Origin of the sequence: Mycobacterium aquaticum (assembly GCF_002086485.1) — a bacterium.
GTDB classification, from domain to species: domain Bacteria; phylum Actinomycetota; class Actinomycetes; order Mycobacteriales; family Mycobacteriaceae; genus Mycobacterium; species Mycobacterium aquaticum.
In genome coordinates, this window is record NZ_MVHF01000002.1 from 55031 (window position 1) to 68920 (window position 13890).

15 protein-coding genes are annotated in these 13890 nt (G+C 66.0%); 7 read left to right on the forward strand and 8 right to left on the reverse strand.

Annotation, left to right across the window (positions count from 1 at the left end; genetic code table 11):
* Positions 1-30 precede the first annotated feature (30 nt).
* Positions 31-1800 carry an AMP-binding protein gene (locus tag BST13_RS02125; protein ID WP_083160176.1) on the forward strand — a complete coding sequence of 590 codons (1770 nt, stop codon included), beginning with the start codon at positions 31-33 and terminating at the stop codon, positions 1798-1800.
* Between the two features lie 87 nt (positions 1801-1887).
* Here the strand turns inward: BST13_RS02125 and BST13_RS02130 are convergent, their stop codons facing one another.
* Positions 1888-2541 (reverse strand): GAP family protein, encoded by a 654-nt coding sequence (locus BST13_RS02130; RefSeq protein WP_083160178.1) that lies wholly within the window; start codon positions 2539-2541, stop codon positions 1888-1890.
* A gap of 183 nt (positions 2542-2724) precedes the next feature.
* On the opposite strand from BST13_RS02130, the gene BST13_RS02135 reads away from it, so the two are divergent.
* Complete coding sequence (locus BST13_RS02135) at positions 2725-3210, forward strand: flavin reductase family protein (RefSeq protein ID WP_083160180.1); 486 nt, start codon at positions 2725-2727, stop codon at positions 3208-3210.
* Positions 3211-3213: 3 nt separating this feature from the next.
* Here BST13_RS02135 and BST13_RS39265 read toward each other — a convergent pair whose 3' ends face one another.
* The 5 genes from BST13_RS39265 to BST13_RS02155 form a co-directional block, all read right to left on the reverse strand.
* Positions 3214-3375: a hypothetical protein gene (locus BST13_RS39265; protein WP_095533378.1), complete on the reverse strand. Its 162-nt coding sequence runs from the start codon at positions 3373-3375 to the stop codon at positions 3214-3216.
* Positions 3376-3491: 116 nt separating this feature from the next.
* The gene (locus BST13_RS02140) at positions 3492-4241 is read right to left on the reverse strand and encodes a succinate dehydrogenase/fumarate reductase iron-sulfur subunit (RefSeq protein WP_083160182.1); all 750 of its coding nucleotides are present in this window, start codon (positions 4239-4241) and stop codon (positions 3492-3494) included.
* 1 nt (position 4242) lies between these two features.
* Positions 4243-6150 carry a fumarate reductase/succinate dehydrogenase flavoprotein subunit gene (locus BST13_RS02145; protein WP_083160184.1) on the reverse strand — a complete coding sequence of 636 codons (1908 nt, stop codon included), beginning with the start codon at positions 6148-6150 and terminating at the stop codon, positions 4243-4245.
* A 37-nt stretch (positions 6151-6187) separates the two neighbouring features.
* The gene (locus tag BST13_RS02150; RefSeq protein WP_083160186.1) at positions 6188-7018 is read right to left on the reverse strand and encodes a hypothetical protein; all 831 of its coding nucleotides are present in this window, start codon (positions 7016-7018) and stop codon (positions 6188-6190) included.
* Positions 7019-7074: 56 nt separating this feature from the next.
* On the reverse strand, positions 7075-7365 hold the full coding sequence (locus tag BST13_RS02155; protein ID WP_083160188.1) for a hypothetical protein: 291 nt from the start codon (positions 7363-7365) through the stop codon (positions 7075-7077).
* A 109-nt stretch (positions 7366-7474) separates the two neighbouring features.
* Between BST13_RS02155 and BST13_RS02160 the strand changes: the two genes are divergently transcribed.
* The 3 genes from BST13_RS02160 (at position 7475) to BST13_RS02170 (ending at position 9465) form a co-directional block, all read left to right on the forward strand.
* Positions 7475-8248 carry an isocitrate lyase/PEP mutase family protein gene (locus BST13_RS02160; RefSeq protein ID WP_083160721.1) on the forward strand — a complete coding sequence of 258 codons (774 nt, stop codon included), beginning with the start codon at positions 7475-7477 and terminating at the stop codon, positions 8246-8248.
* A gap of 82 nt (positions 8249-8330) precedes the next feature.
* Complete coding sequence (locus BST13_RS02165) at positions 8331-8798, forward strand: hypothetical protein (protein ID WP_245839268.1); 468 nt, start codon at positions 8331-8333, stop codon at positions 8796-8798.
* A 208-nt stretch (positions 8799-9006) separates the two neighbouring features.
* Complete coding sequence (locus BST13_RS02170) at positions 9007-9465, forward strand: hypothetical protein (protein ID WP_245839270.1); 459 nt, start codon at positions 9007-9009, stop codon at positions 9463-9465.
* A gap of 59 nt (positions 9466-9524) precedes the next feature.
* Here BST13_RS02170 and BST13_RS02175 read toward each other — a convergent pair whose 3' ends face one another.
* On the reverse strand, positions 9525-10406 hold the full coding sequence (locus tag BST13_RS02175) for a DMT family transporter (RefSeq protein ID WP_245839272.1): 882 nt from the start codon (positions 10404-10406) through the stop codon (positions 9525-9527).
* A 25-nt stretch (positions 10407-10431) separates the two neighbouring features.
* On the opposite strand from BST13_RS02175, the gene BST13_RS02180 reads away from it, so the two are divergent.
* The gene (locus tag BST13_RS02180) at positions 10432-11844 is read left to right on the forward strand and encodes an aminotransferase-like domain-containing protein (protein WP_083160194.1); all 1413 of its coding nucleotides are present in this window, start codon (positions 10432-10434) and stop codon (positions 11842-11844) included.
* Between the two features lie 195 nt (positions 11845-12039).
* Here BST13_RS02180 and BST13_RS02185 read toward each other — a convergent pair whose 3' ends face one another.
* The gene (locus tag BST13_RS02185; RefSeq protein ID WP_083160196.1) at positions 12040-12498 is read right to left on the reverse strand and encodes a MarR family winged helix-turn-helix transcriptional regulator; all 459 of its coding nucleotides are present in this window, start codon (positions 12496-12498) and stop codon (positions 12040-12042) included.
* A 475-nt stretch (positions 12499-12973) separates the two neighbouring features.
* Between BST13_RS02185 and BST13_RS02190 the strand changes: the two genes are divergently transcribed.
* Positions 12974-13882 (forward strand): SDR family NAD(P)-dependent oxidoreductase, encoded by a 909-nt coding sequence (locus tag BST13_RS02190; RefSeq protein ID WP_083160725.1) that lies wholly within the window; start codon positions 12974-12976, stop codon positions 13880-13882.
* The last annotated feature ends 8 nt before the right edge of the window (positions 13883-13890 follow it).

Genomic DNA, 13890 nt, shown 5'->3' on the forward strand with positions numbered 1-13890 from the left:
ACGGATTCGACTAGTTATGGACGTGATGTGATGTCGACCCAATCATCCATTCTCTCGATGCTGCATGGGCGTGCCAGCCTGCGTCCCGACGATGTGGCCTTCACGTTCACCGAGTACGACCGCGACCCGGCAGGTGTCACGCACAGCCTGACGTGGTCGCAGTTGTCCCGTCGGACCGTGAATGTGGCACGCGAGATCCGGCTCCACGGCGAGGTCGGCGATCGGGCGGTGATCCTTGCTCCCCAGGGCCTGGAGTACATCCTGGCCTTCTTGGGAGCCATGCAGGCGGGTCTCATCGCGGTTCCGTTGCCGTTGCCGCATCGCGGCTCCAGCCATGACCGGGTGAGTGCGGTTGTCGCCGATACACACCCGGCGGTGGTTCTGACGACGTCCGCCGTCGCGCAGGACGTCGGCGATTACGTCGATCAGTCGGTCATGGAGACCGCGCCGAAGATCGTCGCGGTCGATGCGCTGAACCTGGATGTCGACAGCGAACCGAGCATCGAGACGGCCGAGTTCCCCAGCACGGCCTACCTGCAGTACAGCTCCGGGTCGACTCGGCTGCCGACCGGGGTGATGATCTCCCACCGCAACCTTCAGGCGAATTTCGAACAGTTGATGCGCGGCCTGTTCTCGGACGCGAGCGCCAAGACCGCAACCGAACGGACGATCGTGTCGTGGTTGCCCTTCTACCACGACATGGGTCTGGTGCTGGGTGTCTGCGCACCGATCCTCGGTGGTTATCGCGCGGTGCTGACGAGCCCGGTCGCGTTCTTGGAGAAGCCGTCGCGATGGGTTCGGGCACTCGCCGAGAATCCCGGCGCCTTTTCCGCCGCGCCCAACTTCGCGTTCGATCTGGCCGCCCGCAAAACCAAGGACGCCGACCTCTCCGGACTCGACCTCGGCGGGGTGCAGGGCATCATCAACGGGGCGGAGCGAGTCGAGCCGGCCACCTTGGAACGTTTTTCAGATCGCTTCGCGCACTTCAATTTTCGCGATCACATGCTGCGGCCTTCGTACGGGCTGGCGGAGGCGACCGTATACGTGACGAGCGGGGTCTGGAGCGAGGCGTCGGAGGTCGCCGCGTTCGACGTCGACGAACTGTCGGCGGGCCGCGTGCGGCGCTGCACGCCCGAGGAATTGCGCAGCGGTCGTGCGGCCGGAACCAGCTCGGCGCTCGTCAGATACCAGCTGCCGCAGTCACCGGTGCTGCGCATCGTCGATGTTGAGACGCACCGGGAATGCGCGCAGGACGTGGTCGGCGAGATCTGGGTGCACGGCGACAACGTCGCGAGCGGCTACTGGAACCGGTCACCCGAGGAGCAACAGTGCTTCGGCGCCACGCTCGTCGACCCGTCGCCGGGCACGCCTGCCGGGCCCTGGCTGAAGACCGGTGATCTGGGCTTCGTCTCGGGTGGTGAGCTGTTCATCGTCGGCCGCATCAAGGATCTGCTCATCATCCGCGGACGCAACCACTATCCCGAGGACATCGAGGCAACGGTCCAGCAGATCACCGGTGGCCGGGTCGCGGCGATATCGGTTCCGGTGAACAGCACCGAGAAGCTCGTCACCGTCATCGAGGTGAAGAAGCGAGGGGAGTCGCCGGTCGAGGCGGGGCAGTGGCTCACCGCGGTCAAGAGTGACGTGACCTCTGCGATCTCCAATACCCACGGGATCAATGTCGGGGACCTCGTGCTCGTCCCGCCCGGATCGATCCCGACGACGACGAGCGGCAAGATCAGGCGCGCCGCTTGTGCAGAGCAATACCGACAGGACGAGTTCATCCGCCTGGATGCCTGATCCGATCGCCGCGGCACCTCATGGCGAGCAGACATGGCGGTCCGCGACACGCCGGTTTTCGGGGACCCACACGTCTGCTCGTGCGGGTTAGAGACCGACGAATCCTGCGATCAGCAGTACACAGCCGACCGTGGCCAACAGTGCCGCGACCTCGAGGCGGTGCCGGGCTCGTAGCCAGTCGTGCAGCGCCGACAGGGCTGCCCGGGTGCGGTCAGGCGCGACGAGGTAGCAGATCAGCGGAATCTCGACGAGCCCGAACGCCACCACGTTGAACAGCAGCAGAGCGCCGACCTGCGTGGCGGCCGCCGTGCCGGACGCGACGATGAGGGTCAGCGCAGCGAGATAGTCCACGGACGGCAACGCGATGCCGAGGCCCGCGACACCCGCTGTCCAGAGTGAATGACCGTTGAGCAACTGACGGGTGCGCAGCGCGAGCTGACCTGGTTCTCGGTCGGCTTTCGGCCCCACCAACCCGGCACCCACGGCTGCCGCGACCACCAGCACGATCGCGCCTGCCACCATCTGTGCTCTGGGCAGGGTGAAGTGGGCCGAATCCATGGCAGGCCGCAGAACGAAGAGCACCACCACACCGACGGCAGTGCCCATCGCGAAACCACCGGTGAGGAATGTGAGCAGTTGCAGCAGCGGTCGGGGCCGGTTGAGCATCAGGACCGTCATGCCGATCCGGAACGGCTCCAGGCTGACCGCGGCGGCCATTACCAGCAGCGGCGTGATCCACATGTCGATTGGGTGATTGTCCGTCTATACGCCCGGACGAACACGTTCACGCAGCACGGACAGGTTGGACGTGTTGGGCATGGCGTCAGGCTACTCAAACCGGCGCGCGACGGCGCGGCCTAGTTCGGTTCACGGCGAGCCTGACGGTGGCCGCCGTCGGCGACCACGTGTGAAGATGGAGATGATATGAGCGCAACAGAATTGAGCCCGACGTCTCTGCGTGAAGCATTCGGCCATTTCCCCACCGGCGTCGTGGCCATCGCCGCCGAGGTGGAGGGCATTCGTGTGGGCCTGGCAGCCAGCACGTTCGTCCCGGTGTCACTGGATCCGCCGCTGGTGTCCTTCTGCGTGCAGAACAGCTCCACCACCTGGCCCAAGCTCAAGGGTCTTCCGGCCCTGGGCATCAGTGTGCTGGGTGAGTCCCACGACGACGCAGTGCGCGCCCTGGCCGCCAAGACCGGCGATCGCTTTGCGGGTCTTGAGACGGAATCCCGCGATTCGGGTGCGGTGTTCATCCACGGCACCAGCGTGTGGCTGGAGAGCACCATCGCGCAGCTGGTGCCCGCGGGTGATCACACCATCGTGCTGCTACAGGTCAGCGAGATCACGGTGCACGACGACATCGCACCGATTGTGTTTCACCGCAGCACATTCCACCGGCTCGGCGACTGAGGTTCAGGGGCGCTCGGCGAGTTCCTTGCGATAGCCGTCGACGCGCTGCTCGAGTTCGGCGGCGTCTTCGGGGCGGCCTTCCTTGCGGGCCAGTTCCGCCCGGGCCGAAAGCTCGCGGATTGCCGTGCGAATGTCGTTGACGCTGTGGGTGTGTCCCATTGTCATCGGCTGCCTTTCGTCGCTGATTGGCTGCTTACGCCCGAGCCTACGCGCTGATTCTGCGGTCGGGGCGGCGTCTACTCGTACTTTCGCGCCTCGTCCGCAGAATCAACGCACCGCAGCTACCGCTTAAAAAGCTTGTTGCCCAGCCACACGATCGGGTCGTACTTGCGGTCCACGACGCGTTCCTTCATCGGGATCAGCGCGTTGTCGGTGATCTTGATGTTCTCCGGGCAGACCTCGGTGCAGCACTTGGTGATGTTGCAGTAACCCAGCCCGAACTCGTCCTGGGCCATGTCCCGGCGGTCCACGGTGTCCAGCGGATGCATGTCCAGCTCGGCGATGCGCATGTGGAACCGGGGGCCCGCGAAGTTCTGCTTGTTCTCCTCGTGGTCACGCACCACGTGGCAGACGTTCTGGCACAGGAAGCACTCGATGCACTTGCGGAACTCCTGGCTGCGGTTCACATCCTCCTGCTGCATCCGGTATTCGCCGGGCTGCAGACCTTTCGGCGGGGTGAACGACGGGATCTCGCGGGCCTTCTGGTAGTTGAAGGACACGTCGGTGACCAGGTCGCGCATGATCGGGAAGGTGCGCAGCGGCGTCACCGTCACGGTCTCGGCAGGGTCGAACGTCGACATGCGCGTCATGCACATCAGCCGCGGACGGCCGTTGATCTCGGCCGAGCAGGATCCGCACTTGCCGGCCTTGCAGTTCCACCGCACCGCCAGGTCAGGGGTCTGGGTGGCCTGCAACCGGTGGATGATGTCGAGCACCACCTCGCCGTCGTTGACCTCGACGGTGTAGTCCTGCAAATCACCGCCCGTGTCGTCTCCGCGCCAGACCCGCAGGTTCGCGTCATACGCAGCCATCTCAGCCCTTCCGATCGGGGTGCTCGGCCAGTTCTTGCTCGGTGTAGTACTTCTCCAGTTCGGACAGCTCGAACGTGGCCAGCAGGTCGGCCCGCATCGGCAGCTGAGACTCCGGCGTCACCGTCACGTCCGGCACCACCTGGTCATCGCCGACCGCGCGGCACACCAACAATGTGTTGCGCCAGTTGGCGTCCATCTCGGGGTAGTCGTCGCGGGTGTGCCCACCGCGGCTCTCGGTGCGGGCCAGCGCGGCCTTGGCGACGCACTCGCTGACCAGCAGCATGTTGCGCATGTCGATGGCCAGATGCCAGCCCGGGTTGAAGGCGCGGCCGCCCTCGACGGTGACGTGGCGCACACGGCCCCTGAGTTCGGCGAGCTTGGTCAGCGCCTCCTCGATCTCGTCGGCCTTGCGGATGATGCCGACCAGATCGTTCATGCACTGCTGCAGCTCGGCGTGCAGGGTGTACGGATTCTCCGGATTCGCATGCTGTTCGAACGGGTCCAGTGCCAGCTGGGTGGCCTCGACGATGGCGGCCTCCGACACGGCCGGCCGCTCGGACAGGGTCTGCACATAGTCGGCGGCGCCGAGTCCGGCGCGGCGGCCGAACACCAGAAGGTCGCTCAACGAGTTGCCGCCCAGCCGGTTCGAGCCGTGCATCCCGCCCGAACACTCGCCTGCGGCGAACAATCCGGGTGTGATCGCCCCGCCTGTGTCGGGGTCGACTTCGATACCGCCCATCACGTAGTGACAGGTCGGGCCGACCTCCATCTCGTCCTTGGTGATGTCGACCTCGGCGAGCTCCATGAACTGGTGGTACATCGACGGCAGCCGCCGCTTGATCTCCTCGGTCGGCATGCGTGAGGCGATGTCGAGGTACACGCCGCCGTGTGGCGAGCCGCGGCCCGCCTTGACCTCGGAGTTGATGGCGCGGGCCACCTCGTCGCGGGGGAGCAGGTCAGGGGTGCGGCGCGCGGAGTCGTTGTCCTTGAGCCACTGGTCGGCTTCTTCTTCGGTTTCGGCGTACTGCCCCTTGAACACCGCGGGGATGTAGTCGAACATGAACCGCTTGCCTTCGGAGTTCTTCAGCACTCCGCCGTCGCCGCGCACGCCCTCGGTGACCAGGATCCCTTTCACCGACAGCGGCCACACCATGCCGGTCGGGTGGAACTGGATGAACTCCATGTTGATCAGACTGGATCCGGCGCGCAGGGCCAGCGCGTGGCCGTCTCCGGTGTACTCCCACGAGTTCGACGACACCTTGAACGACTTGCCGATGCCTCCGGTGGCCAGCACGACCGCGGGGGCCTCGAACAGCACGAAATTGCCGCTCTCGCGGTAATACCCGAATGCGCCTGCAATCCGGTCCCCGTCCTTGATCAGGTCCGTGATGGCGGTTTCGTGGAACACCCGGATGCGGGCCTCGTAGTCACCGAGTTCGGCCTTGTCCTCCTGTTGCAGCGAGACGATCTTCTGTTGCAGGGTGCGGATGATCTCCAGGCCGGTGCGGTCGCCGACGTGGGCCAGCCGCGGGTAGGTGTGGCCGCCGAAGTTGCGCTGGCTGATCCGGCCGTCCTTGGTCCGGTCGAACAGTGCGCCGTAGGACTCCAACTCCCACACGCGATCCGGGGCCTCCTGCGCGTGCAGTTCGGCCATCCGCCAGTTGTTGAGGAACTTGCCGCCACGCATGGTGTCACCGAAGTGCACCTGCCACGAGTCCTTGGTGTTGACGTTGCGCATCGCCGCGGCGCACCCGCCCTCGGCCATCACCGTATGTGCCTTGCCGAACAGTGATTTGGTCACCACTGCCACCCGCAGACCCCGCTCACGCGCCTCGATCACCGCACGCAGCCCTGCACCGCCGGCACCGATCACGACAACGTCGTATTGATGCCGTTCCAGTTCAGCCATCTATAACCCCACTACTTTGTTTTCAGGAATTAGGTTGTCAGCCAACAAATCTCAAGTCGGATATGGTTCCGCTGGCGACCAGCATGATGTAGAAGTCGGTGAGCACCAACGTGCCCAGCGTGATCCACGCGAACAGCATGTGGCGGGTGTTCAGCTTGGATACCTGGGTCCAGATCCAATAGCGGACGGGATGTTTCGAGAAGTGTTTGAGCCGCCCTCCGGTGACGTGTCGGCAGGAATGGCACGAGATGGTGTACACCCACAGCAGGATCACGTTGACGAGCAGGATGAGGTTGCCGAGGCCGAATCCGAAACCGCTGGCGGTCGCGTCGGAGTGGAAAGCCACGATGGCGTCGTAGGTGTTCACCAGTGAGATCAGCACCGCGACATAGAAGAAGTACCGGTGTGCGTTCTGCACGATCAGCGGAAGTCGCGTCTCCCCGGTGTATTTCGCGTGCGGCTCGGCCACCGCGCAGGCGGTCGGGGACTGCCAGACCGACCGGTAGTAGGCCTTGCGGTAGTAGTAGCAGGTGAGCCGGAAAGCCAACAGGAACGGCAGCGAGATGAACGCCATCGGGATGAACCACGGCAGGGTGCCGACCCAGTGCCCGAAGTGGCTCGCCCCGGGCGCGCACGCGGTGCTCACGCACGGCGAGTAGAACGGCGTCAGGTAGTGGTATTGCGGAACCCAGTAAGCGCTGCCCCAGAACGCCCGGATGGTGGCGTAGATGACGAACGCGGCCAGTCCGAGGTCGGTCAGCAGTGGCGCCTGCCACCACCGGTCGGTCCGCAGCGTGCGCTCCGGAATCTGGGCGCGCGTGGGGGAGAAGACCCCGGTCGCACGACGGTCATCGGTGGGTGCGCTCACGGTTCCCTTTCGTCAGTTTCAGTTGTCGGGTGGGGCGGCAGATGCCCGGCTTCCTGCTAGCCGCTGACGCCGCCATCGCTGATGTCGCCCCAGAACTCCCGGTCGTATTGGGTATCGGGGATCGCGATCTTCTCGCCGACGGCCGTCTGCGGTGTGCAGCCGTGGCGCATCGCGAGTTCATCGGCGTCGATGTTCAGGCGGTCGACGTCGAGGAGGATGCGCTCGACATCGTTGGTTATCCGACGCGTGGCCGGCGAGTCACCGTATTTGGCCGCCAGCGCCGTGACAGAGCGACGCATATCGCCGATCAACTTGTGCAGTTCGGCGAATTCGGTTGTGGTGGACATGTGACCTCCTTGGGCTGAAGGGTGTCATGAATCACAGTACGACAACCGATGCTAGCCACATCACCAGTTGAGAGTGACGCGGGTCACGTTGAGAGTCGGAGGTATGCGGATGCCCCAACAAGCTCTGTCCCAACAGGTTCTGCAGGACCGCGCGACTGCCCTGCTGGCATTGCACCAGCCGGGTAATCCGGTGGTGCTGCCGACGGTGTGGGACGCCTGGTCGGCGAAGACCGCCGTCGAGGCGGGGTTCGAGGCGCTCACGCTGGGCAGCCATCCGGTGGCCGATTCGGTCGGGAAGGCCGACGGCGAGGGGATGGCCTACGACGAGTTGACGGCGCGGGTGGCCCAGATCTGCGGTGCGGTCGACGTGCCGATCTCGGTCGACATCGAATCCGGTTACGGCGAGACGCCGCAGCGGCTCATCGATGGTCTGCTGGCCGCGGGCGCGGTCGGGCTGAACATCGAGGACACCGTGCACAGGGAGGGCAAGCGCCTGCGCAGCGCCGAGGAACACGCCGCGTTGGTCGGTGAACTGCGCAAGGCGGCCGACGCTGCGGGCGTGCACGTCGTGATCAATGCCCGTACCGACCTGTTCCTGCGGGAAGACGGTTCGGAGGCCGATCGCGTCGAACGCGCCGTGGCCCGGCTGAAACTGGCCGCCGACGCGGGTGCGGACTGCCTGTATCCGGTGGGACGTCATGATCCGGAAACCATGCGACGCTTGACATCTGAGCTGCCTCTGCCGGTGAATGCGATCGCGATACCCGAGACCGACGATCCTGCGTCGTTCGGACCGCTCGGGGTCGGCCGGATCAGTTTCGGGCCGTTCCTGCAGCGGGCCTTGACCGGGACGGTGAACGAGTTGCTGGTCCGCTGGCGCTGAACGTCGGCTGTGCGTCCATAATGTGACCAAGGGGTCACGAGAAACGGTAGGGCGCATCATGGGTCGGGGTAATAGTTGTGCGATGACGGCGCCCGTCGTGGCCGTCGCGATGCTCGGCGCTGGTGTCGCCGCAGCGGATTCGGGCCTGACGATGGTGCCGCTGCAGGCGCAGATCAGGCATTGCGATTTCGCTGCGGCGGAGCACCTGACCGGCTATGGCGCGGGCACCGGCTCGGGCTTCGTCGATGTCGGCGCGGACGGTTCGGGCACGGTGCGCGCCGATGTGCGCATGCAGACCGCCGTGCCCGATACCGCCTATCGGGTGCGGCTCATACAGTTGCCGCGTTTGTCGTACGCCACGTGCAATGCCGGTGATCCGGGTGTGGCGACCGGCGTGCTCCAGACCGATGCGGTGGGCACGGCCTCGACCACCGTGACGGGGCCGCTCATGCAGGGTGCAACCGGCGCGTATGTCGTCATCGAGGGTCCGCCCGCGACAGGCAAGTTCATCCCCGAGACCTATAGCTCGACCTTCATCGCCCGGCTCTGAGTTGTAGTCGGTAAACCGATGGAACTCCTTTGGGTTCCATCGTTTTTCGCTCATATCGGCTGAGCGGAGGCGGCTTCGCCTGATCGCGCCGCGCGGCTCGACCTGGCGCGGGGCCTTCATGTGCGCGGATAATGTGACCACGATCACACAACGAGCATGTGAGGCGCAGATCATGGCCAGGCATGGGATTGGTTCGGCAGTAGTCGTAGTGGTTGCAGTCGCGGCCCTGGGCGGTACGGGCACCGCAGTCGCCGGTGCGGGTACGGCGATGACGATGGTGCCGCTGGACAACCAGATCAAGCAGTGCGACCTCGTCACCACCACGTACGAGCTGACGTACGGCAGTGCGTCGGGGTTCGTCGATGTGGGCGCACCGGATTCGGGTTCGGTGCGTGCCGAGGTGCATATGCAGACCGCGCTGCCCGACAGCACCTACCAGGTTCGGTTGGTTCAAGTGCCGCGCTCCTTGGCGGCGACGTGCAACCCGGGCGATGCCGGGGTGGCCGCCGGGGTGATGTACATCGACGGTCTGGGCAACGGTTCGACGACGGTCACGAGCCCGCGGATGCCGGGTGCGACCGGAGCGGGCGTCATTGTCGAGGGTCCGCCCCGCCCGGGCCGCCTGCACGGCGACATCTACACCTCGTCGTACATCGCCGCGATCTGACCGCTGATCGCCACACCGGTGAAACTCCCTGAGCTCCAACGGTGTTCGCGGTCAGCCAGTCATCCGAGCCGGATGCGCACGGCAAGGCCCGCGCAGGCGATCACCGCGGCTCCGCCGAGCACCGTCAGCCAGGTCAGCTGCTCGTGCAGCAGCAGGGCCGCCCAGCAGATCGTCATCACGGGCTGGACGAGTTGCACCTGGCTGACCTGCGCCATCGGGCCGATCGCCAGGCCCCGGTACCACGCGAAGAAGCCGAGGTACATGCTGATCGCCGCCAGATAGCCGAAGGCCGCCCACTGAGCCGGCGTCGCATTCGGTGGTTGCTGCACGACGGAGATGGCGGTCAGCACCAGCATCACCGGCGCTGCCACCACCAGCGCCCAGGACACCGTCTGCCACGCCCCGAGCTCCCTGGCGAGCAGTCCGCCCTCGGCGTAGCCGACGGCCGCCGCCGCGACAGCACCGAACAGCAGCAGATCCGCCCAGCCTAAATGTCCGATCCCGCCGCCCTGCACCATCGCGAACACCACCGCGGCAGCCGCGCCGATGGTGGCAGTGACCCAGAACGCCGCAGGCGGATGCTCGCGACTGCGCAGTACGGCGGTGACCGCGGTGGCCGCCGGCAGCAGCGCGACCACGACCGCACCGTGGCCGGCGGGCACGATCGTGAGCGCGTACGACGTCAGGAGCGGAAATCCTGCGACGACCCCTGCGGCCACCACAGCCAGGCGGACCCACTGCGTGCCGCGGGGCAGCGATTGCCGGGTGAAGGCCAGTGCGGCGGCGGCGAGTGCGGCGGCGACGACGGCTCGTCCCGCACCGATGAACAGCGGGGAGAGCCCGCCGATCGCGAAGCGGGTGAAGACGATGGTGAACGAGAACGCGACCACGCCCAGAAAGCCCCAGAGCACACCGGCTTGGGATAACGGTGGTCGCGTCATCACAGTAGCGCTACTCTTATCCGACATGGATAACGATAGCACTGAGCGGATCGTCGCGGGTCTGCGGCAGTGGATCGCCACGGCGGCGCCCGGTGCGCAATTGCCGTCCAATCGTGCGCTGGTGGCCCAGTACGCGGCCAGCCCGGTCACCGTGCAGAAGGCGATGCGCGCACTGCGCGGCCTCGGGCTCGTGGAATCGCGGCCCGGGGTCGGCACGTTCGTCCGGGCTGTCCGCACTGCCCGACCGCCCGACTACGCTTGGCAGACAGCCGCTTTGGGATCACCCCAGGTTCGACTACCGGGCCCGTCCACGCCGATGCGCAGCGCGGCGCCCGATGTGATCGGCCTGCATTCGGGTTATCCGGACCGAGAACTGCTGCCCCAGCGCTTGGTTCGCGTAGCCCTCGCACGGGCCGCCCGCACCGACGCTGCGCTGACCCGGTCCGACGCTGCGGGGTTGTCCGAATTGCGGGCGTGGTTCGCCACCGAACTGGCCGAGTCCTGCCCGGCGGGCGTGACCCCGCCGGCACCTCGCGATGTGATCGTGTTGCCCGGCAGTCAAAGTGGATTGAGCTCGACCTTTCGGGCCCTGGTCGGCTTCGGGCAGCCGATGCTCATCGAGTCCCCCAGCTACTGGGGTGCGATCCTGGCCGCCGCCCAGGCCGGCGTGCGGTTGGTCCCCGTGCCGAGCGGATCGAGCGGTCCTGATCCCGACGAGCTCGCGCGTGCTTTCGCCGAGACGGGCGCCCGGCTGTTCTATGCGCAACCAAACTTCGCCAATCCTACCGGGGCGCAATGGGATTCCGAGTTGACGCGACAGGTGCTCGACGTCGTGCGGCGCCACGGTGCCTTCCTGCTGGAAGACGACTGGGCACGCGATTTCGCCATCGACGCCGCCGCCAGCCCGGTCGCCGCGCTCGACGACGCCGGCCACGTCATCTACCTGCGCTCGCTGACCAAGAGTGTGTCGCCGGCGATCCGGGTGGCAGGTCTGGTGGTCCGCGGACCGGCGCGGGAACGCATCCTCGCCGACCGGGGTGCCGAATCCATGTACGTCAGCGGGCTGCTGCAGGCTGCCGCGCTCGATGTCGTCACGCAGCCGGCCTGGCACTCGCATGTGCGAGCTCTGCGCCACCAGTTGCGGGTACGGCGTGATCTTCTGGTCTCCGCGGTGACCGAGCATGTCGCCGCGGGGCACCTGGACCGCGTGCCCCGCGGCGGCTTGCACCTGTGGCTCCGGCTTCCCGACTCCACCGACCTCGACCGGCTGGTGCGGGACTGCGAGACCGACGGTGTTCTGGTGGCGGCCGGTGCGGAGTGGTTTCCGGCCGAACCGGCGGGCGCTTACCTGCGGCTGAACTACTCCGGGCCCGACCCGGCGCGGTTCGCGGAGGGCGCCAGGGTGGTCGGTGCGGCGCTGGCCAGGCAGGCGGGGTAGCGGCTGTCCTTGCTCAACAAATTCGTCGTCGGGAGGAGCCGTGAACTGCCGTGCGACAGTTGCGTTGAGTAGCCGGGTGAAGGAATGCCCAGCCAAGCAGTCGCAGATCTTCGAATCGCCGAGCGCCGCTGGGAACTGGCGTGTGCTCGCTGTGGCCTCCCGGCCCTATTGGTGGCCGAGATTGTGCCCTGACCTTTACCGGTCGGGAGGTGGGTCAGCGCTCACAACTCTGGACAGCAGTTCTTCAAGCGTTTTGCGCTCCGCAGCGGTCAACACTGAAAGCAGCTCAGCGTCGACTTCGCGAGCGAGGGCCGCCGTTTTGCGGTAGACCTGAGAACCCTTGCGGGTCAAGACAATCAGTCGGGTACGTCGATCATCGGGGTGCGGGTCACGTCGCACCAGGCCCGCGCGCTCCAGGTCATCGACGAGGGCGACCACCGCACTCGGGTCCACTCCCAGAAACTCTCCCAGCTCACGCTGCGACATCCCGCCGCTTTCTGCAGCGGCAACCAGCACAGAGTGATGCCTGCTGCGCAGACCGACGGGTTCAAGGACGCGGTTGAAATTGCGCACCGACAGGCCGCCCGCTAGCGCGAGCAGGAATCCAACCCTGTCACCCGGGGAGGGTTGCGCTCTCTTCGCTGGTTGTGCCATAGGAGGTCATTGTGGCATCACACGAGTACGCGCGAGCCGCAACCCGGCGGGTGCGCCCAAACAGGATGAGCGCCACGGGTCGGATCCAAACAGCAAAGAAGGCGTTCAGGCCGCCGCCTGCGCCAACTGCCGACGAGTCGCCAGGTTGGCGGGTTTACGCCCGGACACTGCTCTTTCTGGCCAGAAGTAGCCGCAGGGCGGACAGGTACTTACGCAGGTGCTTCTGCCCTCAACTCCACCGTGTGCTCAGCATCGTTCGCCACGTCCTGGGCCGCCGCGGCGAGCGGCATGACAAGTCCTGCGTGCGTATCGGCTCCACTTGCGGTTAGACCAGGTTGGGGCAGCGCAGTCAAATATCGAACCGTGTCGATGAGAACATCAATCATTGACAATCACAATCATTTATTTGTAGCCTCTTCTCGCAGTGGCCCCCCGTATCACCAACCCGCGGCTGCGAACATCTGAGGAGGATCGAATGGACTTGTCCGGCAAGGTTGCCGTGGTCACCGGAAGTGGCCGCGGGCTCGGGCGGGCGTACGCGGCCGAGCTGGCGGCACAGGGAGCAGCCGTGGTTGTCAACGACATCGATTCGTCGGTGGCCGATCAGGCCGCCCAGGACATCGTTGCCGCGGGAGGGAAGGCCGTGGCAGAAGTAGCCGCCGTTGGAACCACCTCCAGCGCACAGGGTCTTGTCAATCGCGCTGTCGAGGAGTTCGGCCGGCTAGACATCTTGGTGAACAACGCCGGCATACTGCGCGATACCACTCTGCTCAAGATGACCGACGACGACTTTGACGCCGTGATTACAACCCACCTCCGCGGCACCTTCACATGCACGAGGGCGGCGGCCATCCAGATGCGCCAGCAGGGTGATGGCGGCCGCATCATCTGCGTGGGCTCACCGACCGGTCAGGTCGGCAACTTCGGTCAGACCAATTACGCCGCCGCCAAGGCCGGAATCGTTGGGATGGTGCGCACGTGGGCGATCGAACTGGCCCGAGCCGAGATCACGGTCAACGCGATCGTTCCCGTCGCAGCCACCCGAATGACCGAGACGGCGCCGTTTCTCAAGCCATACTTCGACGCCCTCAACGCCGGCCAACCGCTGCCCCCCTTTGCTCGCCAGGAACTCGGGTTCGGCGGGCCCAGCGATGCGGCCGGGGTGGTGGCGTTCCTCGCATCAGATGCCGCGGCATCGATCACCGGACAAGCCATCGGCATCGGCGGCGATCGGTTGACGCTGTGGACGCATCCGACCGAGGTTGGTGCCGCACTCGCCAACGGGACTGGATGGACCGCCGACGAGATCGCCGCAATCTGGCCCAAGCAGTTTGCCGATATTCAACAGCCAGTAGGCCAGCAGCTGCCGGAGTCCACGAAATGACCCCGGCG

Bases quoted from the DNA above. Each gene is read 5' to 3' on its own strand.
- BST13_RS02125 (WP_083160176.1), top strand. From the start codon at position 31: ATGTCGACCCAATCATCCATTCTCTCGATGCTGCATGGGCGTGCCAGC.
- BST13_RS02130 (WP_083160178.1), bottom strand. From the start codon at position 2,541: ATGTGGATCACGCCGCTGCTGGTAATGGCCGCCGCGGTCAGCCTGGAG.
- BST13_RS02135 (WP_083160180.1), top strand. From the start codon at position 2,725: ATGAGCGCAACAGAATTGAGCCCGACGTCTCTGCGTGAAGCATTCGGC.
- BST13_RS39265 (WP_095533378.1), bottom strand. From the start codon at position 3,375: ATGACAATGGGACACACCCACAGCGTCAACGACATTCGCACGGCAATC.
- BST13_RS02140 (WP_083160182.1), bottom strand. From the start codon at position 4,241: ATGGCTGCGTATGACGCGAACCTGCGGGTCTGGCGCGGAGACGACACG.
- BST13_RS02145 (WP_083160184.1), bottom strand. From the start codon at position 6,150: ATGGCTGAACTGGAACGGCATCAATACGACGTTGTCGTGATCGGTGCC.
- BST13_RS02155 (WP_083160188.1), bottom strand. From the start codon at position 7,365: ATGTCCACCACAACCGAATTCGCCGAACTGCACAAGTTGATCGGCGAT.
- BST13_RS02160 (WP_083160721.1), top strand. From the start codon at position 7,475: ATGCCCCAACAAGCTCTGTCCCAACAGGTTCTGCAGGACCGCGCGACT.
- BST13_RS02165 (WP_245839268.1), top strand. From the start codon at position 8,331: ATGACGGCGCCCGTCGTGGCCGTCGCGATGCTCGGCGCTGGTGTCGCC.
- BST13_RS02175 (WP_245839272.1), bottom strand. From the start codon at position 10,406: ATGACGCGACCACCGTTATCCCAAGCCGGTGTGCTCTGGGGCTTTCTG.
- BST13_RS02180 (WP_083160194.1), top strand. From the start codon at position 10,432: ATGGATAACGATAGCACTGAGCGGATCGTCGCGGGTCTGCGGCAGTGG.
- BST13_RS02185 (WP_083160196.1), bottom strand. From the start codon at position 12,498: ATGGCACAACCAGCGAAGAGAGCGCAACCCTCCCCGGGTGACAGGGTT.
- BST13_RS02190 (WP_083160725.1), top strand. From the start codon at position 12,974: ATGGACTTGTCCGGCAAGGTTGCCGTGGTCACCGGAAGTGGCCGCGGG.